Genomic DNA, 22,306 nt, shown 5'->3' with positions numbered 1-22,306 from the left:
GAAATCGAGCGGATGCAACCGCCGGCGCACCCCGGCCGTTCCGTCGGTCCTGCATGTCTGGAACGTTGCCCTTCATCGCCGGAAGGGACCGCTTCGGCTCATGCTGCATTCAGCCGGGCGGGCGCAGACGCCTGACGACTGATCGTTCCAGAAGGGAGCTTGTGATCATGGCGTTCAAGACCAAAGCCGTATTTCTCGCCGCCGCCGTCTCGATGGTGGCGTCTCCGCTCGCGGCGGGCTTCGCCGCCGCGCAGTCCCGCGACGGCTACGACCAGCGCGGCGCATACGACGACCGCGGACCGTCGCAGGGCGACGACAACCGCTATTACGACGAAAGCTACGACCGTGCGCCGCCCCAGGGCTATGACGGCACCCGCCCGCCGCCGCCGCCCCGCGGCTGGCAGGACGACGGCAACGACGCGCAATATGCCGCGCAGGACGATCGCTACGCTTACGACGCGGAGCGCTGGTCGCAGGAAAATTGCGTCCGCTCGGGCAACAACGCCGGGGTCGGCGCGGTGGTCGGCGGCGTGATCGGGGCGCTCGTCGGCAACAGCGTCGCCGGTCGGCGTGATCGCACCGGCGGCACCATCGCCGGCGCCGCGATCGGCGCGGTCGGCGGCGCGGCGGTCGGCAGCGCCTCGTCGAACGGCACCAGCCCCGGATGCCCCCCGGGCTATGTCGTCCGTGGTGGCGCGCGGGGCTTCGCTTATGCCGGCGGGCCCGATTTCGTCTACGCGGCCCCGGCCTGGTATCGGCCGTGGGTGTTCGTCGGCAACCGCTGGGTGTACCGGCCCTATCCGTACCACCGCTTCTACGCGCGCTATTACGGCCCGCGGCGGTTCTATGGCCGGCCCGGCTTCCGGCGCCCCGCCTATCGTCGCGCTCACCGCTGGTAAGCCGACGCGGTGACGACGAGAGCGGGCGGGCCTTCGGGTCCGCCCGTTTGCGTGTCCGGCGACGTTAGCGCGTTCCTTACCGCTGCGGCGCTAGACGAACGCGCGATGTACCACGACCGCACGCTCGCCACCGCGCCCCGCATCGATCCACGCCCGGCGTCGGCGGTGTCGCAAGCCGTCGGGCTGGCGGGGCTCGCCGGGCTGGTCGCGTGGATCGCGGTCGCGCGGACCTTCGGCATGGACGGCCCCTATTCGGCGCTGGTCGCGGTCGCCGCGGCCGGGCTGCCGATGGTGCTGTGGTCGCTGTTCGTCGACCGCGTCCACCGCAACGCCTCGACCGGGATCGACTGGGCGCGGCCGAAGCCCTGGCGCGAGACCCGCGATGTCAGCCTCGCCAAGCTCGCCGGCCTGTGGGCGACCTGGGGGGCGATCGCGCTGATCTACGCGACAGGGCGCTTCTGGTGGGAGGACGTGCCCTATCAGTTCGCGATGTCGTGCCTGACGGTCGCCGCGGTCCCGCTGCTGATCCTCAGCATCCCCTACGTCCTCTGGCTCGAGCGGTACCTCATCGAACCACGCGATGGCGCATATGCGCTCGGCGCGTGGCTGACCGGGGTCGCGCCGCTCGACCGCGAGGCGATCGCCGCCCACGCCCGCGCCTGGGCGGTCAAGGGCTTCTATCTCGCCTTCATGCTCGCGATCGTCCCCGGCGGCTTCGGCGAGTTCGTCCGCGCCGATTTCGCCGAGGCGGTGCGCGATCCGGTGAAGCTCGCCAACTGGCTGATCACCTTCATGTTCGTGCTCGACGTGATGATCGCGACGGTCGGCTATCTGCTCACCTTCCGCCCGCTCGATTCGCACATCCGATCGGCCAACCCCTATGCCGCCGGCTGGACCGCGGCGCTGATCTGCTATCCGCCCTTCATCCTGATGAACGACGGCGCGCCGCTCGATTACGGCGTCGGCAACTGGCGCGAGGATTCGTGGATGCACTGGTTCTGGGGACATCCGGTGCTGCTCGGCTGCGTCGGCGCCGTGCTCGTGGTGCTGACCGCGCTCTACGCCTGGTCGACGCTCGCCTTCGGGCTGCGCTTCTCGAACCTCACCAATCGCGGCATCCTGACCCACGGCCCCTATGCCTGGTCGCGCCACCCGGCGTATCTGGCGAAGAACGCCTTCTGGTGGGTCGGCGCGATGCCCTGGTTCACCACCGGCAGCTGGGCCGATGCCTGCCGTGCCACCGCGCTGCTCGCCTGCGTCTCGGGCGTCTATTACTGGCGCGCCAAGACCGAGGAGCGGCACCTGAAGCTCGACCCGGCGTACGTCGACTATTGGGAGTGGATGGAGCGGAACGGGCCGGTACCGCGGGTCTTCCGGTGGGTGCGGGGTGGCGCAGGGCCGGAGCCGGCCTGATGGGCAGCCTGGCGATGATCGGCGTGTTCGTGGTGGTCGTCCTGACGGCCTTCGGCGCGGTCTGTGCGTTCGGGACCACCGTCATCGTCGCCCACCGGACCCGCTTCGCTCGCGCGCGCGCCGCAGCGATCGGCGCGGCCACGTGGATCATCGGATCGGGCGCGCCGCTCACGCTGGTGCTTGTCCGATGGTCTGCTCCCAGTCCGCACTGGCCGTACTGGCGCGACGACTGGGTCGAAGTGACCGCGACCTTCGTCGGCACGATCAGCGTCGCCGGCGGCGTCCTCGGCGGACTGGCCTTTCTGCTCCTGCGGCGGAAGCGGACTTAAAAGCTCGCCTCGTCATACACCTTGGACACATCCCCGCCCCACGGGCCGTGATACCGCTCCAGCAGCCCCTCGGCCGGGGTCTTGCCCGTCCGGACCACTTCACGCAGCGGCTCGAGGAAGCCGGTCTCGTCGTCGCCCGCGCCGTTGGTCCGCGCCCGCGCCGCCAGCCCGCGGCCGGCGATGTCGAGCACTTCGCCCGCGATGTCGCGCAACTTGCGCCCGCCGGAGAGCGGCGCATCCAGCCCCAGCTTGGGCACCGCGTCGCGCAGCGCCTGCCGCTCCGCGATGCTCCAGCCCTTGACCACATCCCACGCCGCATCGAGCGCGCCCTGATCGTAGAGCAGCCCGACCCACAAGGCCGGCAGCGCGCAGATCTTGCCCCACGGCCCGCCGTCCGCGCCCCGCATCTCGAGGAAGGTCTTCAGCCGCACCTCGGGGAAGGCGGTCGAGAGGTGGTCGGTCCAGTCGTCGAGCGTCGGCTTCTCGCCCGGCAGCACCGAAAGCTCCCCGCGGAGGAAATCGCGGAAGCTCAGCCCCGCCGCGTCGATGTAGCGTCCGTCGCGGTAGACGAAGTACATCGGCACATCGAGCATGTACTCGGCGTAGCGCTCGTAGCCGAAGCCGTCCTCGAACACGAATGGCAGCATCCCCGTCCGCGCCGGATCGGTGTCCGACCAGATGTGGCTGCGATAGCTGAGGTAGCCGTTGGGCTTGCCCTCGGTGAAGGGCGAATTGGCGAACAGCGCGGTCGCGAGCGGCTGGAGCGCGAGCCCGACGCGGAACTTCTGCGCCATGTCGGCTTCCGACGCATAGTCGAGGTTCACCTGGATCGTGCAGGTGCGCAGCATCATGTCGAGCCCCATCGAGCCGACCCGCGGCATGTGCCGCCGCATGATGTCGTAGCGGCCCTTGGGCATGATCGGCAGCTCGTCGCGCCGCTTGTCGGGCCACATGCCGAGCCCGAGGAACCCGATGCCGAGCGTGTCGCCCGCCGCCTTCACCTGCTCCAGGTGCCGTCCGGTCTCGGCGCAGGTCTGGTGGAGATTGTCGAGCGGCGCGCCCGACAGCTCGAACTGACCCGCCGGCTCCAGACTCACGCTGCCGTCCGCGCCGCTGAGCGCGATGACCGTGCCGCCTTCGAGCACCGGCTGCCAGCCGTATTGCTCCAACTCGCCCAGCAAGGCGCGGATGCCCGACGGCTCGTCGTAGGACGGCGCGTGGTGATCGCCGAGCGCATAGACGAACTTCTCGTGCTCGGTGCCGATCCGCCAGCGCTCGGCGGGCTTCTCGCCCTTCGCGAACGAGGCGATCAGCTGATCGCGCGACTCGATGATCGGCGCGTTGCTCTTCGAAACGGTCTTGGTCGTCATCCGCGCGCCTTAGGCGCGGACGGACGACCCCGCCAGCGGGGTTTTACCCCGGCGGCTCAGCCCTCGTAATCGGCGCCCAGGTTCTGATTGCGCGGCGGGGCGGCGGCGGTGAGGCGCAGCGCCTCGGCCGAGGCGGCGAGGCTGCCGACGGCGTCGACCTCGTCCTCGTCGTCGACCTGGACCTTCTGGAGCGACTGGACCGCGGACTCGAGCAGGTCCTTGGGACGCACGGTCTCTTCCGCGATCTCGCGCAGCGCGACGACGGGGTTCTTGTCGCGGTCGCGGTCGATGGTCAGTTCCGCGCCGCCCGACACCTGCCGCGCGCGCTGCGCGGCGAGCAGGACCAGATCGAAACGGTTCGGGATCTTGTCGACGCAATCCTCGACGGTGACGCGCGCCATGGACGCTTTCCTTGCAAATATAACGATCGGGAGAAGCGCCTGACCTAGTCCGCGGCCGCTCCCAAGTCAAGGAAACGCGCCGCTTGCCGCCTTTCGCCGACGCGGGCAGAGACGCGGCATGGACGAACCCGCCGCGCAGCCGGTCTTCGAGGTCGCCGGCGACCGGCTGACCCTGCTCGACACCGGTCCTCGCCGGCTCCAGGCGCTGATCGACCTGATCGAGGGCGCGTCCCGGTCGCTGCGCATCCTCTATTACATCTATGCCGACGACGAGTCCGGACGCCGCGTGAACGATGCGCTGATGGCCGCGGCGCGGCGGGGAGTCGCCGTCGCGGTGATCGTCGACGGGTTCGGCAGCGACACGGCGTCGACCGAGTTCTTCGCGCCGCTGCGCGAATCGGGGATCAAGCTGTGCCGCTTCTCGCCCAGGTTCGGCCGGCGCTACCTGCTGCGCAACCACCAGAAGCTCGCGCTCGCCGATGCGGAGGGCGAGGCGGCCAGGATCATCGTCGGCGGCTTCAACATCGAGGACGATTATTTCGGTCGTGCCGCCGACCAGGCGTGGCGCGATCTCGGGCTGCTCGTCGAGGGTGCGGCGGCGGCGCGGCTCGCCGGCTATTTCGACGCGCTCGAGGCGTGGGTGCGCTCGGACGATGCGAAGCTGCGCCATCTCAACCGCGCGCTGTCGAAATGGAGCGAGAGCGAGGGGCCGATGCGCTGGCTGATCGGCGGCCCCACCCGCCGCCTCTCGCCCTGGGCGCGCACCGTCCGCGCCGACATGCGCGCGGCGCACCAGGTCGACGTGATCGCCGCCTATTTCGCGCCGAGCCCGACGATCCTGCGCCATCTCGACCGCGCGGGAACGGGGGGCGGGCCGGTGCGCGTCGTCACCGCGGCGAAGTCCGACAACACCGCGACGATCGCGGCGGCGCGTTTCACCTACGCCGGGCTGCTGCGCAAGGGCGTCCGGATCTTCGAATACCAGCCGACCAAGCTCCACACGAAGCTCTACCGGATCGACGACGCGGTCCATATCGGCAGCGCCAACTTCGACATGCGCAGCCTGTTCATCAACCTCGAGCTGATGCTGCGCATCGAGGACCCCGCCTTCGCCGCGCACGTCCGCGCCTATATCGACGGCGAGATCGCGAAGTCGCGCGAGATCACCGCCGAGGTGTACCGGCGGGAAACCGGCGTGTGGCAGCGCGCCAAGCAGTTCGCGGCCTATCTCGCGGTCGCGGTCGCCGACCCCACCATCTCGCGCACGCTCAATTTCGGGATAGGCGGTTAACCGCGCGCTGCTACCGTCGCGGGCGTGCTCCGCGTCCTCACCCTGTCGACCCTCTTCCCCGACGCGACCCGCCCCAACTTCGGCGTGTTCGTCGAGCGCCAGACGCTCGGCCTCGCCGCGCATCCGGAGGTGGCGCTGACGGTCGTCGCGCCGATCGGTCTGCCGCCCTGGCCGCTGTCGCGCGCCGGCCGCTATCGCGCGCTCGCCTCGCTGCCCAGGCGCGAGACATGGCGCGGCCTCGACCTCCACCGTCCGCGTTTCACCGTGCTGCCGGGTACGGGCGGCCGCTTCCACGCCGCCGCGCTGACGCGCGCGCTCCGCCCGCTTCTCGACGGCATCCGCCACGATCGCGGCTTCGACGTGGTGGACGCCTCCTTCTTCTTCCCCGACGGCCCCGCCGCAGTCGCCCTGGGACGGCGTTACGGCGTTCCGGTCTCGATCAAAGCGCGCGGCGCGGACATCCACCATTGGGCGACCGCGCGCGCGACGGCGCCGCAAGTGCTGCGCGCGGCGCAGGAGGCTGATGGGTTGCTCGCGGTCTCGCAGGCGATGGCGGACGACATGGCCGCACTCGGGATGCCGCATCCGCGCGTCCACTATACCGGCGTCGATCTCGATCGCTTCGCGCCGGCGGACCGGCGCGTCGCCAAGGCGGCATTCGGCATCGCCGGTCCGCTCGTCGTCGCGGTCGGCGCGCTGATCCCGCGCAAGGGGCATGACATCGTCATCGACGCGGTCGCGCGGCTTCCCGGGGTGTCGCTGCTGATCGCCGGCGACGGGCCCGAGCTTGCCGCGCTCACCGCGCGCGCCGCTCGCAACAGCAACCGCATCCGCCTGCTCGGGGCCGTGGCGCACGCCGACCTCCCGCGCCTCTTCGCCGCCGCCGACGTCTCCGCGCTCGCGAGCTCTTCCGAAGGCCTCGCGAACGCCTGGATCGAATCGCTGGCGTGTGGCACGCCCGTCGTCGCCGCCGACGTCGGCGGCGCGCGCGAGGCGGTGACGCTCGGCGCGGGCCGCGTCGTCCCGCGCGACGCCGATGCCTTCGCCGCCGCGATCGCGGGTCTGCTCGCCGATCCGCCGGCCGCCGGGATCGTGCGCGACGCCGCGCTGCGCTTCACCTGGCAGACGAACACCGCGGCCTTGTTCGACCATCTTCAGCAGCTGCTCAGAACGCGATCGCCGCTCGCCTGTTGAACGCCGGTGACGTAGGACCGCCTTCAAGGAGCACGCCCTGGCCGACAGCGACTTCAACAGCCTCGGGCTGCTTCTCATCGTCGCCTCGCTCGTCGCGATGGTGTCGCGGCGGATCGGGCTGCCCTACACCGCGGGGCTGGTGCTCGCCGGCATCGCGCTCGCCTTCGTGCCTCTCGGCGAGGCGCTGCCGCTCTCGCGCGAGCTGATCTTTACCGTGTTCCTGCCGCCCCTGATCTTCGAGGCGGCGCTTCAGCTCGACTGGCGACGCTTTCGCGCCGAGCTGCCGCTCACCGCGGTGCTCGCCTGCCTCGGCGTCGCGATCGGCGGCGCGCTGACCGCGTGGGGCGTCCACGCCCTGCTCGGCTGGTCGTGGCTCGGCGCGGGGTTCTTCGGCGTGCTGATCGCCGCGACCGATCCGGTTGCGGTGATCGCCGCGTTCAAGGAAATGCGCGCCGAGCCGCGGCTCGCGATGGTGGTCGAATCGGAGAGCCTGCTCAACGACGGCGTCGCCGCGGTCGGCTTCGCGGTGCTGATGGGGTTGGCGGGCGGCGCTTCGCCCAGCGCCGCCGCCGTGGTCGGCACGCTCGCCTGGACCGCGTTCGGCGGGCTCGCGATCGGGGCGGGCGTGGCGCTGGCGATCCTGACCGTCGTCGGCCGGACCGAAGACCATCTCGTCGAGGTGACGCTGACCACGGTCATCGCCTGGGGCGCGTTCCTCGCCGCCGAGCACGTCCACGCCTCGGGAGTGTTCGCCGCGCTCGCGGCCGGCCTCCTCGTCGGCAATCACGGGCTGAGCCGAGTCATCTCCAGCCTCGGCCAGCGCCACGTCCACGATTTTTGGGAATATGCCGCCTTCCTCGCCAATTCGTGCCTGTTCCTGCTGATCGGCAGCCATGTCGCACGCCAGCCGCTGTGGCCGCTTCTCGGCATGGTCGCGGCCGTGGTCGCGCTGACGCTCGTGGCGCGCGCCGCCTCGGTCTATCCGCTCGCGGCGCTGTTCCGGTCGACCCGGCTGCGGCTTCCGGCCACCTATCAGCACGTCTTGGTCTGGGGCGGGCTCCGCGGCGCGATCGGGCTCGCGCTCGCACTGTCGGTGCCGGAGAGCGTGCCGGAACGCGGGCTGATCATCGCCGCGACCTTCGGGATCGTCGCCGTCTCGGTCTTCGTCCAAGGGCTGACGATGCCGCCGCTGCTCCGGCGGTGGCGGCTCACTCAGGCGGCGAGCGCGAACGTCCCGGCCGATCCCGACGCGAGCCAGGAGGCGCATTCCGGCCCCAGTTCGGCGAGCGCGCGGCCGTCATAAGCGGCGCATTCGCCGGCGCTCAGCACGCCCTGCCAGCGGCCGTTCGTGCCCCGGTTGAGGAACGAGTCCGTTCCCTTCTCCCAGATCGCGCCCGCCAAGGGCACGATCGCCGGCCCGTTCGCGCGCATCCAGGCGAACGAGCAATGCTCGACGATCGCGGGGAACCGGGCTTCGTCGATGTCGATCTCCAGGAATGCGGCGATCCGCCGGATCTCGCCCGGCAGGTCGCGCTTCAGGTCGGCGAAGTGGACGGTCAGTACGTTGGGCAGGTGGCGCACCGCCCACCAGCTCCGCACGTTTTGCCAAAACGACCAGAAGGGCTGTCCGTCGTTGGCGAACCAGGTCCGCCAGAAGTCGCGCACGTCGGCCGGCGCCGGCGGCAGCGCCGGGCCGACCCGCCCCGGCGCGTCGTTGATCATCGCCAGCGCCGCCGGCGTGAAGGCGCGGTAGTGGTTGTGGAGGCTCCACGCCACGTCGCGGCCGTCTCGCGCGATATAGAGGTATTTGGCGCGCGGACTCATCGCCAGCGCGTCGACCGGCAGATGCGTCTTGAGGAAGCGTCGTCCCTCCTGGGCCTCGAGCAGCGGAAGCAGCACGTCCTTGCCCGGGATGCGCATGTCGACCCAGGGCGAGCGGTCGGCGATCGAGAAGGCGGCGTCACCGCCCGAGAGCAGTTGGCCGACGATCTGCTGCGTCCAGGTCGTCCCCGATTTGGCGTAGGTGGCGATGACGATGTCGTCGTCGCGGAACGCAAAGTCGTTCCAGATCGCCGAGTCCATGTGGTGGTTGCGCAGTTCGCGGGTCTTGGTGGGGATCTTGGTCATCGGGGCTCTCCTGTCGAGCCCCGGAATGACCGCCGCGATCCCCGATGGCGAACGCGACTCGTCGGAGCGACGGCGGTACGACGAACCGGCGACTAACCGAGCGGGTAGAGCGCCATCGCGACCTGCCGGTCCTCGCCGCGCAGCACGCTCCACGCGCGCGCGGCGGCGCGGCTGTCCATCGGCTCGATGCCGATCCCTCGGCCCTCCAGCGCCACCATCAGCACGCGCGGGGGGCGGACGAGCGTGTCGCCGGTGCCGAGCAGCACGAACTCGGGCGCGCCCTCGATCACGAAGCCGAGCGATTCGATGGTGAGGTAGGCGAGCGGCGGCGGCGTCCAGCGCCGCACGTAATCGATCGACATCAGCAGCGCCGGATAGCGCTCCTCGCCGACCATGAACCCCTCGGGCCCGAACGCGCGCACGAACGGCCCGCCGCGCGGACCCTCGGGGGTGACGCGCATTCGCTTACTCCGTTCGTGTCGAGCGATGTCGAGACACCTTGTCCCCCGACTTCGCTCGGAACGAACGGGCGTAAGAAGTAACCTTCACCTCAGCGCTCCCGCGGCGCGACCCGCTCCGCGTTCGACACGTCGACCGCCGCGACCTTGCGCTCGGTCGGCTCGGCGCGCAGCCCCAACGTGATCAGGAGCGACGACGAGACGTAGATCGACGAATAGGTGCCGACGACGATGCCCAGGATCATCGCCGCAGTGAACCCGCGCAGCACGTGCCCGCCGAGGAACAGCAGCGCGAACAGCGCGAGCAGGATCGTCACGGAGGTCATCACCGTCCGGGGCAGCGTCTCGTTCACCGACAGGTTGATGATCTCGCGCATCTCCATCTTGCGATAGCGGCGCATGTTCTCGCGGATGCGATCGTCGATCACGATCTTGTCGTTGATCGAATAGCCGATGATCGTCAGCACCGCGGCGACGATGTTGAGGTCGAACTCGAACCGCGTGATCGCGAAGAAGCCCAAGGTCATCAGCAGGTCGTGGACGATCGCGACCACGGTCGAGACGCCGAACTGCCATTCGAAGCGGAAGATCGCGAACAGGCCGATGCCGATGATCGCCAGCACCACCGCGAGCACGCCGTTGCGGATCAGCTCGCCAGAGACCTTGCCCGAGACCGTCGAGTAGCGGCTGAACGACGCGCCGGGGAACTTCGCCGCCAGCGCGGCCTCGACCTTCTTGACCGCGGCGTTGGTCGCGCCCTCGTCGGCGCCCTGCTGGATCGGCAGGCGGATGGTGATGGTGTTGCGGTCGCCGAACTGCTGGAGCGACGCCTCGCCCACCCCCTGCGCGTCCACGACGGTGCGGACCTGGTCGAGGTTGGGCGGGCTCGCGAACTTCTCCTCGATCATCAGCCCGCCGACGAAGTCGACGCCCATGTTGAGCCCGCGCGCGAAGGTGACCCCGATCGCCAGCACCGACAGCAGCAGCGTCAGCCCGAACGCCCAGCCGCGCAGCCGGACGAAATCGATGTTGGTGTCGTCGGGGACGAGTTTGAGGAGCTTCATAGAGTCACCTGGTGGGAAAGCCGCCCCTGTGCGTTCGTGCCGAGCGAAGGCGAGGCACCGTCCTGCGCCCCTCCCTCGACTTCGCTCGGGACGAACGGAACGGAAAAAGCGCTGCGCATCAGATGGTCATCGTCTTGGGCTTGGTCCGCCGGATCCAGCCCGCGGTCAGCATCCGGGTGAAGGTGACGGCGGTGAACACGCTCGTCGCGATGCCAATGAGCAGCACGACCGCGAAGCCCTTCACCGGCCCCGAACCCAGCACGAACATGATGATGCCCGAGATCGCGTGCGTCATGTTCGCCTCGAAGATCGTCCGCGACGCCTCCTTGTAGCCGAGCTCGACCGCCTGCACCACGCTGCGCCCGCGGTGCCGTTCCTCGCGGATGCGCTCGTTGATCAAGACGTTCGCGTCGACCGCGGTGCCGATCGTCAGCACGAACCCGGCGATGCCGGGCAAGGTCAGCGTCCCGTTGAGCAGCGCCAGCACGCCGAGGATGACGAACACGTTGATGACGACGGCGATGTTCGCATAGACCCCGAACCGCCCGTAGGTGACGAGCATGAACGCCACGACCAGCGCGACCGCGACCGCCGAGGCGAGGACGCCGGCGCGGATCGAATCGGCGCCCAGATCGGGGCCGACGGTCGACTCCTCGACCACCTTGAGCGTCACCGGCAGCTTGCCCGATCTGAGCGCGATCGCCAGCTGATTGGCCGACTCGACCGTGAAGCTGCCGCTGATCTGCGCCCGCCCGCCCAGGATCGGCTCGTTGATGTTGGGCGCGGAGACGACGCTGCTGTCGAGGATGATCGCGAACGGCTTGCCCGCATTGTCCTGCGTCACCCGCGCGAACTTGCGCCCGCCCTCGCCGTTGAAGGTGATGTCGACCTGCGGCTGGTTGGTCTGCGGATCGAACGCCTGGCGCGCGTCGGTCAGCTGATCGCCGGTGATGATCGCCGATCGCTTGACCGCGATGAACGGCACGCCCAGCGGGTTGGCCGGATAGGGCAGCACCTGGCTGCCCACCGGCGCGATGCCCTTCACCAGATCGGCGGGGTTCGCCGACTGGTCGACCAGCTTGAACTCCAGCTTGGCGGTCTTGCCGAGCAGGTCCTTCAGCGCCTGCGGGTTCTGGAGGCCGGGGACCTGGACGACGATCCGGTTCGATCCCTGGCGAACGATCGTCGGCTCGCGCGTGCCGAGCTCGTCGATGCGGCGGCGCACGACCTCGGTCGCGTCGCCCATCGCGGTGTCGACCGATTGCGTCAGACCCGCCTGCGTCGGCGTCAGCACAAAGCGGCTGGTGTCGACGACGGCGATGTCCCAGTCGCGCTGCCCGGTCATGCCGACGCCCGTCGTCATCGGCAGCAGGCGCTGGCGCGCGGCGTCGACCTGCTGCGGGTCGCGGACGAAGAAGCTGAGCTTGCCGCCCTGCGTCGAGATGTCGCCGATCGCGATGGCGGGCGACTGTCGCCGCATCTCGAGCGAGACCTGCTCGCGCATCTGCTCCAGCTTGCTGGCGACGACGTCGTTGGTGTCGGCCTCGAGCAGGAGGTAGCTGCCGCCGGCGAGGTCCAGCCCCAGGTTGATCCGCGGCGCCTTGACCGGCCAGCCGGCGGTGAAGCGCTCGGGCACCAGGCTCGGGATCGCGAGCGCGCACAGCGCGGCGAGGAACAGCCAGATCGCGGCGACCTTCCAGCGGGGAAAATCGAGCATCGGCTCAGTCGTTCGCGGGCTTGGAGCCGAGCGGGGTCACCTCGACGATCGTCGCCTTGACCACGCGGACGCGCACGTTGGCCGCGATCTCGACCTCGACCACCGCATCCTCGACCTTCGTGACCTTGCCGATCAGGCCACCGGCGGTGACCACCGAATCGCCCTTCTTGACCGCCATCACCGCATCCTGGAGCGCGCGCTGGCGCTTCTGCTGGGGGCGGATCATCAGGAAATAGAAGACGACGAAGATGAGCACCAGCGGCGCGAAGGTCGCGATCGAGGCGGCGGTCGTCGCCTCGGCGGCGCCCGCGGTCTGGGCGTAAGCGGGAGAGATCAGCATCGGGCCTTCGGGAATGGCTGTAGGGCAGGCGAAGCGCCTGCGCATGAAGCCGCGCCGGTATCACCGGCGACACCTTGGCGCAACACGCTCGGCCCGTTAGGCAATGCGCCGAAACGAACGGAGAGGCGCGAGATGACGATCCTGGTGATGGGCACGATCAAGCTGGGCGAGGGCGAGGGCGCGAAAGCGGCGCAACTGCTCGCCGATTATGCCGCGACGGTGCGGCAGGAAGACGGGTGCGAACTCTACAGCTTCGCCTTCGACGTCGCCGATCCCGATCTGGTCTGCGTCGCCGAGCGTTGGGCCACGCCCGAGGCACTCGCCGCGCATGGGGCGGCCGACCACCAGAAGGCCTTCGGGCGAAACCTGCGCGCCCACGCCCCCGCCGGCATGGCGATCGACGCCTGGGAAGGGAGCCACTGGCGCAAGCTGATCTGAGAGGTGTCGGCTCGCGACCTTGCGCTCTCGTCTCCGGCCACGCGAGAATGACGGGGGAGTTGCATCCTCTCCCCACCCCGCGTAGGGGCCCGCGTTCGGTCGGGGCGTAGCGCAGCCTGGTAGCGCATCACACTGGGGGTGTGGGGGTCGCAGGTTCGAATCCTGTCGCCCCGACCAATCGATCCGGCCTCTGGAGCCCGCTCGCGCCTGCCCCGGAACCCGCCGCGGCCTTCACTCCGTCGGAGCCCAGATGTCTCGAACCGCCGCTCGCACCCAGGCCCGCGCCGCCGCGCGGCTCGCTGCCGTCCAGGCGCTCTACCAGCATGAGATGGAGGCGACGCCGCTCCCGACGCTGATCCACGAGTTCCACCAGCACCGGCTCGGCGCGACGATCGAGGATGCGGAATATGCCGATGCCGACGTCGACTTCTTCGACGATGTCGTGAAGGGCGCGGTGGCGCGCGCCACCGACATCGACGCCGCGATCGCGGCCAAGCTCGCGAGCGGCTGGACCCTTGCACGGCTCGACAAGCCGATGAAGGCCATCCTGCGCGCCGGCACCTACGAGCTGATGGCGCGCGCCGATGTGCCGACCGCGGCGGTGATCACCGAATATGTCGATGTCGCCCACGCCTTCTACGAGCGGCGCGAATCGGGCTTCGTCAACGGCCTGCTCGACGCGATCGCCAAGGAGGTGCGCTGATGGGCGAGATCGTCTCGCTCCGCGGGGCGCGCAAGGCGAAGGCGCGGACCCAAGCGGCGGTCACGGCCGCGGCGAACCGCGCAAGGTTCGGTCGCACCAAGGCGGAGCGCACGGCGCAAGCGCAGGCGACCGCTCGCCGCGAGGCGTTGCTCGACGGCGCCAAGCGCGGGGACTGACGGTCCGCGGATCACCCGAACGCGGCCAGCAACGACGCCACGTTGGCCCCGAGCGCCTCGACCGCATAGCCGCCCTCCATCACCACGACTGTCGGCAGCCCCAGTTCGGCGATGTCCGCCGCGAGCACCCGGTAGTCCGCCGTCCGCAGCTTGAAGCGCGAGATCGGATCGCCCTCCCACGTGTCCGCGCCGAAGCTGACGATCAGCAGCGTCGCGCCGAAGGCCGCGATCGCCGCCAGCGCCTTCCCCTGCGCCGCGCGGAAGGCATCGAGCGTGGTCCCGTGCGGCAGCGGCAGGTTGAGGGTCGCGTCCGTCCCCTCGCCTGCCCCGCGTTCGTCGGCATGGCCCCAGTAGAAGGGATAATCGGTCGCGGGATCGGCATGGACGCTGGCATAGAAGACGCTTCCGTCCTCCCAGAAGATGTCCTGCGTCCCGTTGCCGTGGTGATAGTCGATGTCGAGCACCGCGACCCGCGCATGGCCTGCGGCCTGCGCCGCCCGCGCTGCGATCGCGGCGACGTTCAAGTGGCAATAGCCGCCGCAATAGTCCGCCCCCGCATGATGCCCCGGCGGCCGGCACAAAGCGAAGGCGACGCGCTCCCCCGCCGTCACGGCGCGGGTCGCCGCGAGCGCGGTCTGCGCATTCCAATAGCCCGCCTCCCATGTCGCGGCAGTGATCGGCGTCGTGGCGTCGAACGCATGCGCGCCGAGCAGCGCGTCGACGCGCGACAGGCCGAGCGAGCGCCGACCGACGATCGGAAAGGCGTAGGGGATCGCCTCTCCCGGCCTGCCCGCCTCCGCCCACAGCCGCGGCGCATCCTTTAGGAACCGCACGTAACCGGGCGTATGGACCGCAAGGATCGGCGCCTCTCCCACATTCGCCGGCTCCTCCGCCCCGCCGATCGCGCTCAGGATCATCTGCGCGCGGGCGGGCGTTTCGGCGTAGGGCGCGAACGCGCCGTTGTGGAGTTCGCGAAGCGGCGCATGGGCGAGCTGGCGGGGCGAGAAGAAGCGGCGCATCACGCTCTCTCTACGGTCAGGCTCACCTCGGGCAAGGGACGACGCAGCTCCGCGGAAAGGATCGTAAGGTCCAGCTCGGCGCCGCCGAACGATCGCGGACCGCCGCAACCACCCGCAGCCGGGGATCGGACGGGCGCGGACGCATCGTGCGGCGTCAGAAGTCGACCGCGATCCCCTTGAGCTCCCAATCCCCGTAACGGACCGGATCGGTCCCGAGCGGATCGTCCTTCGGCCGCGGCGTCGCCTGCGGCGCGGGTACGGGCGGATTCGGGCTAAGGTAGCTCGGCGGCGTGACGTTGGCGGGGCGTTGAGCCATGGCGCTTTCCCTGGAGGATCGAACACGCCACATCGGCATGCGATGGCTTTGACGCAACCCGCCGCCCGCCGCCCTGTCGGGCAGGACCCGCTCGGCACCCCGGTCCGCCGCGCCGCGCTCCGGCTCCTCGATGCGGTGCTCCGTCGCGGCGAGCCGCTGGAGGCCGCGCTCGCCGCCGCCACCCGCGCGCTTCCCGGCGGCCCCGACCGCGGCCTCGCCCACGCGATCGCCGCGGAGACGCTGCGCCGCCTGCCCGATCTCGACGCGCTGATCGACTCGGCGACGAAGCAGCGGCTCCCCGACGATGCCAAGGCGCGGACGGCGCTCCGCATCGCGCTGGTCCAGGTGCTCTCGCTCGGCACCCCGCCCCATGCCGCCATCGCCACCGTGCTGCCGCTGGTCGACGGCGGCCCGAGGAAACTCGTCCACGGCGTCTTCGGCACGCTGATGCGCGGCGGGGCGAAGCTGCCCGAGGTCCCGACCCTGCCCGCCGAGGTCGCCGACCGCTGGCGCGCCGCCTGGAGCGACGAGGTCGTGGAAGCGGCCGCGCGCGCCTTCGCGGCGCAACCCCCTCTCGATGTGTCGCTGAAACCAGCGGCAAGCGGCTCGCCGGCGGACGCCGAGGCCTCCTCGCCGGCTGCGTCGTGGCCGGGTTCCGATCTTCTCCGGAACGGCGAAGAGGCGGTGAGCCTCGCTCCCCACCACCTCCGCCTTCCCGCCGGCGCGCACATCCCCGAGCTGCCCGGCTTCGCCGAAGGCGACTGGTGGGTCCAGGACCTCGCCGCCTCGCTCCCCGCCCGCCTCATCGGCGCAGGAACCGGAACAGCGCTCGACCTCTGCGCCGCGCCGGGCGGCAAGACGCTCCAGCTCGCCGCCGCGGGATGGCGGGTGACCGCGGTCGATTCGTCGGAGGCGCGCCTCGCCAGGCTGCGCGAGAATCTCGCCCGCACCAAGCTGGAGGCGCAGATCATCCGCGCCGACCTGCGCAGCTGGCGGCCGGACGCCCCAGTTGACGCGGTCCTGCTCGACGCGCCATGCAGCGCGACCGGCATCTTCCGCCGCCACCCCGACGTCCTCTACCGCGCCCATCCCCGCGTGATCGCCGAGATGGCCGAGCTCCAGCGCACCCTCTTCGCCCGCGCCGCCGATTGGGTGCGGCCCGACGGCACCCTCGTCTACGCCACCTGCTCGCTCGAACCGGAGGAGGGCGAGGCGCAGCTCGACGCTTTCCTGGCCGCTCGGCCCGACTTCGCGATCGAGCCGCCCCGCGCGGGCGAACTCCCCGCCGGCATCCCCGTCACCGATCGCGGCATCGTCCGCACGCTGCCCGGAACCCTCGCCGAAGCGGGCGGCTGCGACGGCTTCTTCGTCGCGCGGCTGCGGCGCGCCGGCTGACTGGCGCAGGCGATCGACTCGCGTTAACCGGACCGACCCATGCAAAAGCCCGTCCGCATCTCCCCCTCGATCCTCTCCGCCGATTTCGCCAAGCTCGGCGAGGAGGTGCGCGCGATCGACGCGGCGGGGGCGGACTGGATCCATGTCGACGTGATGGACGGCCATTTCGTCCCCAACATCACGATCGGCCCCGCGGTGGTGAAGGCACTCCGCCCGCACACGGCCAAGCCCTTCGACGTCCACCTGATGATCTCGCCGGTCGACGCCTATCTCGACGCCTTCGCCGACGCGGGCGCCGACTGCCTCATCGTCCACCCGGAGGCCGGCCCCCACATTTACCGCTCGCTCCAGCACATCAAATCGCTCGGCAAGCGTGCGGGCGTCGTGCTCAATCCCGGCACCCCGGCGAAGATGCTCGACTACCTCCTCGACGTCGCCGACCTCGTGCTGGTGATGACGGTCAATCCCGGGTTCGGCGGCCAGCATTTCATCGAGAGTCAGCTCAAGAAGATCGCCGCGATCCGCAATATGATCGACAAGTCCGGCCGCGACATCGATCTCGAGGTCGACGGCGGCGTCGACGCGGAGACCGCGAAGCGCTGCATCGCCGCCGGGGCCGACGCGCTCGTCGCGGGCACCGCCACCTTTCGCGGCGGGCCCGCCGCCTACGCCGCCAACATCGCCGCGCTCCGAGGCGAATGAGCGAGCGCGACGAACATCTGCTCGACGAGGACGCGCCCGACACGGTCGAGGAGGGCAAGCGCCTCGTCCGCGTCGGCGGCGACAAGGGCCTGTCGCTCGCCGACCGTCTCGCCGAACGCTTCCACCGCCTCACCTGGCGCACCCCGATCCACACGATGCGGCTCAGCGGCCGCCATCCGCTCAAGCTGATCGCCGTCCCCGACGATCCGCTGTCCGGCGACGTCCGCCGCGGCCAGGCGCTGCTCGCCGGCCAGCTCCACTTCCGCGGCGAGACCCGCGCGATCGAGGGGCTCGATTTCCGCACGCTCCTGGCGTCGCGGGCCTTCACCGATCATCTCCAGTCCTTCGCCTGGCTGCGCGACCTCTCGACCGTCGCGACGCGCGCGCAGGGGGCGCCGATCGCCGAGGATCTGATGTCGCGCTGGCTGTCGGCGCACGGCGATCGCGTCGCCGGCGACGCCTGGCGCGCCGACCTCTGGGGCCGCCGCATCCTCGCCTGGACCTGCCACGCGCCGCTGATCCTGTCGTCGGGCGACCTCATCTACCGCTCGAAGGTGCTGAACGCGCTCGCCCGCGGCGCGCGCCACCTCGATCGCACCGTCGACAAGGCCCCGCCCGGCCCGCCCCGCATCGCCGCCTGGTGCGGGGTGATCGCCGCTGGCCTGCTCATCCCCGGCGGCGACCCGCGCCGCGACTTCGGCGAGGCCGGACTCGCCCGCGCGCTCGCGACCGGGCTGTTCGAGGACGGCGGCGCGGTCAGCCGCTCGCCCGTCGCCTTGCTCGACGCGATTGCGTTGCTCGCCGTGCTGGGCGAGGTCTATGCCGCGCGCCGCGTCGAGCTGCCCCACCCCGTCACCGCCGCGCTCGCGAAGGCCGGCCCGGCGCTGCTCGGCGTCACGCTCGGCGACCGCGGACTGTCGAGCTGGCAGGGCGGCGGCCCGGTCTCGGGGGAGCGCGTCGCCGAGGTGCTCGCCGCCGCCGGCCTGCGCACCCGGCCCTTACGCCAGGCGCGCGACTGGGGTTATCAGCGCCTCGCCGCCGCCGGCGCGGTCGCGGTGCTCGACGCCGCCCCGCCCCCCGTCGCCCGCGTCGTGGCGAGCGGCTGCGCCTCGACGCTGGCGTTCGAGTTCTCCGACGGCGAAGCCCGCCTCGTCGTCAATTGCGGCGGCGCCGACGCCGCGGTCGCGCAGCTCCCGCCCGCGCTCGCGCAAGGGCTGCGCACCACCGCGGCGCACTCTACCTTGACCCTCGCCGACAGCAACTCGACCGCGATCCACCCCGACGGCGCGCTCGGCCGCGGCGTCTCGGAGGTCGAGCTCAGCCGCCAGGAGTCCGAAGGCGCGAGCCGGATCGAGGCGAGCCACGACGGCTACGTTCGCCGCCACGGCTTCCGCCACCGCCGCCAATTGCTGCTCACCGGCGACGGCAAGGAGCTCCGCGGCGAGGACTCGCTCCTCCCCAAGGGCCGCCGCCAGGCACCGCGCACCCCCTATGCGATCCGCTTCCACCTCGGCCGCGGGGTCGAGGCCGCGCCGACCGCCGACGGCCAGGCCGCGATCCTGCGCCTGCCGACCGGCGCGCTCTGGCAGTTCCGCACCCGCGGCGGCGCGCTGACGATCGAGGACAGCGTCTGGATCGACGACGCCGGCCGCCCGATCTCGACCCGCCAGCTCGTCGTCAGTGGCGAGGCCGAAGCTGGCGGTGCCGCGATCCATTGGCTGTTCAAGCGCGCGGGGTGACATCCGCCGCGGTTAAGCCGACGACGATCGCATAGAGAGGACGATCCCTCCTTCGTTCGTCCCGAGCGTAGTCGAATGACCCTTCTCCGTTCGTCTCGAGCGAAGTCGGATGACCCCTTCTCCGTTCGTCCCGAGCGAAGTCGAGGGACTGAGTTCGTAGGAATCGCACGGTGTCTCGACTTCGCTCGACACGAACGGAAGATTAGGTGGGACCCGACAGGCGTTTCCCGTCCCGTTACGCGGGAGTCTCCTACAACCGCATCTAGGATCGAGCAGGACCGCGCACGAGCGCCGACCGCGCCCGCGCGCTCGCCAGCCACCAGCCCAGCGCCCAGAGCGTCCCGAAGCTCCACCCCGCCAGCACGTCCGACGGCCAGTGGACGCCCAGATACACGCGGCTGCACCCGATCGCCGTGACCAGCAGCGCCGCGGCCGCCAGCACGAACCGCCGCGTCGCATGCCCGCGCACGACCTGCGTGAGCAGGCTCGCCAGCGTCAGATAGACGATCGCGCTGTTCGCCGAGTGCCCGCTCGGAAAGCTCGCGCCTCCGACGCTCACGATGTGATCGACGACGTCCGGCCGCGTCCGCGCGAACAGCGACTTGAGCACGACGACCACGATCGAACCGCTCGCGGTCGCTGCCACGACCAGCCCCGCCGTCAGCCACAATCCGCGCACGATCAACAGCCCCACGCCGGCCATCACCGCCAGCGTCAGCACCGTCGTGCCGCCGAGCGCGGTGATGTCGATCATCGCCTGCCGCAGCCACACCGGCCCGGCGCCGTGAACCGCGAGGATGATGGCGCGATCGAACGCGAACGGGTGCCGCGTGATCGCGAAACCCAGCACCAAGAGCCCGCCCACCGCCGCCGCCGCCGCCGCAAAGGCCCAGAGCAGCCGCGAAGGATCGCGCACTCCGGCGGGTCTCGCCTCTCCGTTGTCGTAGAGACCGGGGAGTTCGCTCGCCACCATCCGTCGTCCTCTGCCCTCGCCTCTCGGGCTTGCTATGCCCAATACGCCCGACGCGCGAAACCGGCCGGGCAGGATCGTGGCAATCGCCCGCGCGCTCCGCTACGGGCGCGCGCATGACCACCCTCCCCATTCGCCGCGCCCTGCTCTCGGTCTCCGACAAGACCGGCCTCGTCGATCTCGCCCGCGCTTTGTCGGCGCAAGGCGTCGAGCTCGTCTCGACCGGCGGCACCGCCAAGGCGATCCGCGACGCCGGTCTCCCCGTCCGCGACGTCTCCGACCTCACCGGCTTCCCCGAGATGATGGACGGGCGCGTCAAGACGCTCCACCCCGTGGTCCATGGCGGCCTCCTCGCCGTCCGCGACGATCCCGCGCACGCCGCCTCCGCGGAGGAACACGGCATCGGCATGATCGACCTCGTCGTCGTCAACCTCTACCCCTTCGCCGCCACCGTCGCGAAGGGGGCCGAGCGGCCCCAGATCATCGAGAACATCGACATCGGCGGGCCGAGCATGGTCCGCTCCGCGGCCAAGAACCACGCCTATGTCGCGATCGTCACCGACCCCGCCGATTACCCCCTCGTCGCCACCGGCGAGACCACGCTCGACGACCGCAAGCGCCTCGCCGCCAAGGCCTTTGCGGCGACCGCGACCTACGACGCGATGATCGCCAGCTGGTTCGGCTTCGCCGATCAGGGGCAGCGGTTCCCGGCGACCCTGCCTTACGTGCTCGAGGCCCCGAACGTGCTGCGCTACGGCGAGAACCCGCACCAGCAGGCCGCCTTCTACCACCACGCCGGCCCGTCGACTCCCGGCATCGGCCAGGCCCGCCAGCTCCAGGGCAAGGCGCTCAGCTACAACAATCTGAACGACGCCGACGCCGCGCTGGAGCTGGTCGCCGAGTTCCGGGACGCGGAGCCCACCTGCGTCATCGTCAAGCACGCGAACCCCTGCGGGGTCGCCACCGCTGCGACGCTCGCCGAGGCGTATGACGCGGCCTTCGCCTGCGACACGGTGTCCGCATTCGGCGGCATCATCGCGCTCAACCGACCCCTCGACGCCGCCACCGCGCGCGCGATCACCGGCATCTTCACCGAGGTCGTCGTCGCCCCCGACGCCGACGAGGAAGCGCTGGCGCTGTTCGCCGCGAAGAAGAACCTGCGCTTGCTGCTGACGGGCGCGCTCCCGGATCCGGCGCGCGGCGGGATGACGGCGAAGACGATCGCGGGCGGCTGGCTGGTGCAATCGCGCGACAATGGCGTCCTGACGGGCGATATGCTCAAGGTCGTGACCAAGCGCACGCCGACCGCGCAGGAACTCGCCGACGCCACATTCGCCTGGACCGTCGCCAAGCACGTCAAGTCGAACGCGATCGTCTATGCCAAGGATGGAGCGACCGCGGGGATCGGCGCGGGCCAGATGAACCGCCTCGAATCCGCCCGCATCGCCGCCTGGAAGGCGAAGGACGCCGCCGACAAGGCCGGCTGGCCGACCCCGCGCACGATCGGCTCGGCGGTCGCCTCCGACGCCTTCTTCCCCTTTGCCGACGGCCTCCTCGCGGCAGTCGAGGCGGGCGCGACCGCGGTGATCCAGCCCGGCGGCTCGGTCCGCGACGGCGAGGTCATCGCGGCGGCGGACGAGGCGGGCTTGGCGATGGTCTTCACCGGCATGCGCCACTTCCGCCACTGAGGCCGCTCGGCGGTGGGGGCCTGCTCTCCCCGCTTAGTTGCTGTAGTTGATCAGGATGTGTTCGGGCGCGGCGACCCCGGTGGCGATCGTCAGCACCGCGAGCCCGACCGAGAGCGGCACGCGCAGCCCCATCCAGCCCGGCGGCGCGACGCCCTCTTCCAGGAACATCCGGTCGACGACGAGCGTCAGCATCAGCACCACCGCGATCGCGACCAGCGCCCAGTCGGCGCGGAACCCCGCCATCCGCGCCGTCACCAGCGCGAACGCCGCGATCGTCGGGATCACCGCCAGCGCCGCCATCCGCGGCTGCCGCTCGCCCGCGCGCATCGCGAATCCCCACCAGATCCCGCCCAGGAACGAGACGATCAGCATCGCGTAGCCTAGCGCCATCAGCGCTCCGAGCGCCGGATCGATCCGCATCGCGGTCAGCAGCAGCGCCAGCAGTTGCGGCAGCAGTCCGGCAAAGCCCAGCATCCGCGCCGCGACGGAAATCGGCGGGTCGTCGCGCATCGTCCAGCCCCTGATCCAGATTAGAGCGCGTCAAACTTCCGATCCCG

24 protein-coding genes and 1 tRNA gene are annotated in these 22,306 nt (G+C 70.8%); 14 read left to right on the top strand and 11 right to left on the bottom strand.

Annotated elements, in window-relative coordinates; genetic code table 11:
• Positions 1-167: 167 nt before the first annotated feature.
• The 3 genes from AC4GYY_RS09960 (at position 168) to AC4GYY_RS09950 (ending at position 2,641) form a co-directional block, all read left to right on the top strand.
• Entirely contained in the window at positions 168-899 is a 732-nt protein-coding gene (locus AC4GYY_RS09960) for a glycine zipper 2TM domain-containing protein (protein ID WP_491120186.1), read from the top strand.
• Between the two features lie 105 nt (positions 900-1,004).
• On the top strand, positions 1,005-2,312 hold the full coding sequence (locus AC4GYY_RS09955; protein ID WP_491120185.1) for a methyltransferase family protein: 1,308 nt from the start codon (positions 1,005-1,007) through the stop codon (positions 2,310-2,312).
• The gene (locus AC4GYY_RS09950; RefSeq protein ID WP_491120184.1) at positions 2,312-2,641 is read left to right on the top strand and encodes a hypothetical protein; all 330 of its coding nucleotides are present in this window, start codon (positions 2,312-2,314) and stop codon (positions 2,639-2,641) included. The genes AC4GYY_RS09955 and AC4GYY_RS09950 overlap by 1 nt, the downstream gene beginning before the upstream one ends.
• On the opposite strand, the gene AC4GYY_RS09945 is transcribed toward AC4GYY_RS09950, so the two are convergent.
• On the bottom strand, positions 2,638-4,011 hold the full coding sequence (locus AC4GYY_RS09945) for a glutamate--cysteine ligase (protein ID WP_491120183.1): 1,374 nt from the start codon (positions 4,009-4,011) through the stop codon (positions 2,638-2,640). The two genes, AC4GYY_RS09950 and AC4GYY_RS09945, sit on opposite strands and share 4 nt — an antisense overlap.
• 56 nt (positions 4,012-4,067) lie before the next feature.
• Entirely contained in the window at positions 4,068-4,412 is a 345-nt protein-coding gene (gene rpoZ, locus AC4GYY_RS09940; protein WP_491120182.1) for a DNA-directed RNA polymerase subunit omega, read from the bottom strand.
• A gap of 118 nt (positions 4,413-4,530) precedes the next feature.
• Here rpoZ and AC4GYY_RS09935 point away from each other — a divergent pair, with 118 nt between their 5' ends.
• Genes AC4GYY_RS09935 through AC4GYY_RS09925 form a run of 3 tightly spaced genes read left to right on the top strand, consistent with a single transcriptional unit; the run spans position 4,531 to position 8,200 of the window.
• Positions 4,531-5,703 (top strand): phospholipase D-like domain-containing protein, encoded by a 1,173-nt coding sequence (locus AC4GYY_RS09935; RefSeq protein WP_491120181.1) that lies wholly within the window; start codon positions 4,531-4,533, stop codon positions 5,701-5,703.
• 24 nt (positions 5,704-5,727) lie between these two features.
• Positions 5,728-6,897, top strand: coding sequence for a glycosyltransferase (locus AC4GYY_RS09930; protein ID WP_491120179.1), 1,170 nt, complete (start codon positions 5,728-5,730; stop codon positions 6,895-6,897).
• A gap of 37 nt (positions 6,898-6,934) precedes the next feature.
• Positions 6,935-8,200 carry a cation:proton antiporter gene (locus tag AC4GYY_RS09925; RefSeq protein ID WP_491120256.1) on the top strand — a complete coding sequence of 422 codons (1,266 nt, stop codon included), beginning with the start codon at positions 6,935-6,937 and terminating at the stop codon, positions 8,198-8,200.
• Here the strand turns inward: AC4GYY_RS09925 and AC4GYY_RS09920 are convergent.
• From AC4GYY_RS09920 to yajC, 5 genes are all read right to left on the bottom strand, one after another.
• Complete coding sequence (locus AC4GYY_RS09920; RefSeq protein WP_491120178.1) at positions 8,110-9,024, bottom strand: sulfotransferase domain-containing protein; 915 nt, start codon at positions 9,022-9,024, stop codon at positions 8,110-8,112. The genes AC4GYY_RS09925 and AC4GYY_RS09920 overlap by 91 nt on opposite strands.
• Before the next feature lie 92 nt (positions 9,025-9,116).
• The gene (locus AC4GYY_RS09915; RefSeq protein WP_491120177.1) at positions 9,117-9,485 is read right to left on the bottom strand and encodes an Mth938-like domain-containing protein; all 369 of its coding nucleotides are present in this window, start codon (positions 9,483-9,485) and stop codon (positions 9,117-9,119) included.
• Positions 9,486-9,574: 89 nt separating this feature from the next.
• Positions 9,575-10,546 (bottom strand): protein translocase subunit SecF, encoded by a 972-nt coding sequence (gene secF, locus AC4GYY_RS09910; protein WP_491120176.1) that lies wholly within the window; start codon positions 10,544-10,546, stop codon positions 9,575-9,577.
• Between the two features lie 118 nt (positions 10,547-10,664).
• On the bottom strand, positions 10,665-12,263 hold the full coding sequence (gene secD, locus AC4GYY_RS09905; RefSeq protein ID WP_491120175.1) for a protein translocase subunit SecD: 1,599 nt from the start codon (positions 12,261-12,263) through the stop codon (positions 10,665-10,667).
• Between the two features lie 4 nt (positions 12,264-12,267).
• A complete protein-coding gene (gene yajC, locus AC4GYY_RS09900) occupies positions 12,268-12,603 on the bottom strand; it encodes a preprotein translocase subunit YajC (protein ID WP_491120174.1) in 336 nt (111 codons plus the stop codon).
• Positions 12,604-12,735: 132 nt separating this feature from the next.
• Between yajC and AC4GYY_RS09895 the strand changes: the two genes are divergently transcribed.
• From AC4GYY_RS09895 to AC4GYY_RS09880, 4 genes are all read left to right on the top strand, one after another.
• Complete coding sequence (locus AC4GYY_RS09895) at positions 12,736-13,041, top strand: putative quinol monooxygenase (RefSeq protein ID WP_491120173.1); 306 nt, start codon at positions 12,736-12,738, stop codon at positions 13,039-13,041.
• Positions 13,042-13,141: 100 nt separating this feature from the next.
• Positions 13,142-13,218: transfer RNA gene (locus AC4GYY_RS09890), tRNA-Pro, on the top strand.
• 73 nt (positions 13,219-13,291) lie between these two features.
• The gene (gene nusB / locus AC4GYY_RS09885; protein WP_491120172.1) at positions 13,292-13,744 is read left to right on the top strand and encodes a transcription antitermination factor NusB; all 453 of its coding nucleotides are present in this window, start codon (positions 13,292-13,294) and stop codon (positions 13,742-13,744) included.
• Positions 13,744-13,920, top strand: coding sequence for a DUF4169 family protein (locus AC4GYY_RS09880; protein WP_491120171.1), 177 nt, complete (start codon positions 13,744-13,746; stop codon positions 13,918-13,920). Before nusB ends, AC4GYY_RS09880 begins: the two co-directional genes overlap by 1 nt.
• An 11-nt stretch (positions 13,921-13,931) precedes the next feature.
• Here AC4GYY_RS09880 and AC4GYY_RS09875 read toward each other — a convergent pair whose 3' ends face one another.
• The gene (locus tag AC4GYY_RS09875; protein ID WP_491120170.1) at positions 13,932-14,939 is read right to left on the bottom strand and encodes a histone deacetylase family protein; all 1,008 of its coding nucleotides are present in this window, start codon (positions 14,937-14,939) and stop codon (positions 13,932-13,934) included.
• 154 nt (positions 14,940-15,093) lie between these two features.
• The gene (locus AC4GYY_RS09870) at positions 15,094-15,255 is read right to left on the bottom strand and encodes a DUF1674 domain-containing protein (protein WP_491120169.1); all 162 of its coding nucleotides are present in this window, start codon (positions 15,253-15,255) and stop codon (positions 15,094-15,096) included.
• Positions 15,256-15,297: 42 nt separating this feature from the next.
• Between AC4GYY_RS09870 and AC4GYY_RS09865 the strand changes: the two genes are divergently transcribed.
• Genes AC4GYY_RS09865 through AC4GYY_RS09855 form a run of 3 tightly spaced genes read left to right on the top strand, consistent with a single transcriptional unit; the run spans position 15,298 to position 19,091 of the window.
• Complete coding sequence (locus AC4GYY_RS09865) at positions 15,298-16,650, top strand: RsmB/NOP family class I SAM-dependent RNA methyltransferase (RefSeq protein ID WP_491120168.1); 1,353 nt, start codon at positions 15,298-15,300, stop codon at positions 16,648-16,650.
• Between the two features lie 39 nt (positions 16,651-16,689).
• The gene (rpe, locus tag AC4GYY_RS09860) at positions 16,690-17,352 is read left to right on the top strand and encodes a ribulose-phosphate 3-epimerase (protein ID WP_491120167.1); all 663 of its coding nucleotides are present in this window, start codon (positions 16,690-16,692) and stop codon (positions 17,350-17,352) included.
• Positions 17,349-19,091 carry a heparinase II/III family protein gene (locus AC4GYY_RS09855; protein ID WP_491120166.1) on the top strand — a complete coding sequence of 581 codons (1,743 nt, stop codon included), beginning with the start codon at positions 17,349-17,351 and terminating at the stop codon, positions 19,089-19,091. The genes rpe and AC4GYY_RS09855 overlap by 4 nt, the downstream gene beginning before the upstream one ends.
• A 262-nt stretch (positions 19,092-19,353) precedes the next feature.
• Here AC4GYY_RS09855 and AC4GYY_RS09850 read toward each other — a convergent pair whose 3' ends face one another.
• Positions 19,354-20,007 carry a phosphatase PAP2 family protein gene (locus tag AC4GYY_RS09850; RefSeq protein ID WP_491120165.1) on the bottom strand — a complete coding sequence of 218 codons (654 nt, stop codon included), beginning with the start codon at positions 20,005-20,007 and terminating at the stop codon, positions 19,354-19,356.
• 170 nt (positions 20,008-20,177) lie between these two features.
• On the opposite strand from AC4GYY_RS09850, the gene purH reads away from it, so the two are divergent.
• Positions 20,178-21,749, top strand: coding sequence for a bifunctional phosphoribosylaminoimidazolecarboxamide formyltransferase/IMP cyclohydrolase (gene purH, locus AC4GYY_RS09845; RefSeq protein ID WP_491120164.1), 1,572 nt, complete (start codon positions 20,178-20,180; stop codon positions 21,747-21,749).
• Between the two features lie 33 nt (positions 21,750-21,782).
• Here the strand turns inward: purH and AC4GYY_RS09840 are convergent, their stop codons facing one another.
• On the bottom strand, positions 21,783-22,259 hold the full coding sequence (locus AC4GYY_RS09840) for a DUF3429 domain-containing protein (RefSeq protein WP_491120163.1): 477 nt from the start codon (positions 22,257-22,259) through the stop codon (positions 21,783-21,785).
• Positions 22,260-22,306 lie beyond the last annotated feature (47 nt).

It is taken from the genome of Sphingomonas sp. SP6, from assembly GCF_058313435.1.
This window is presented reverse-complemented; position numbering and strand designations above follow the sequence as displayed.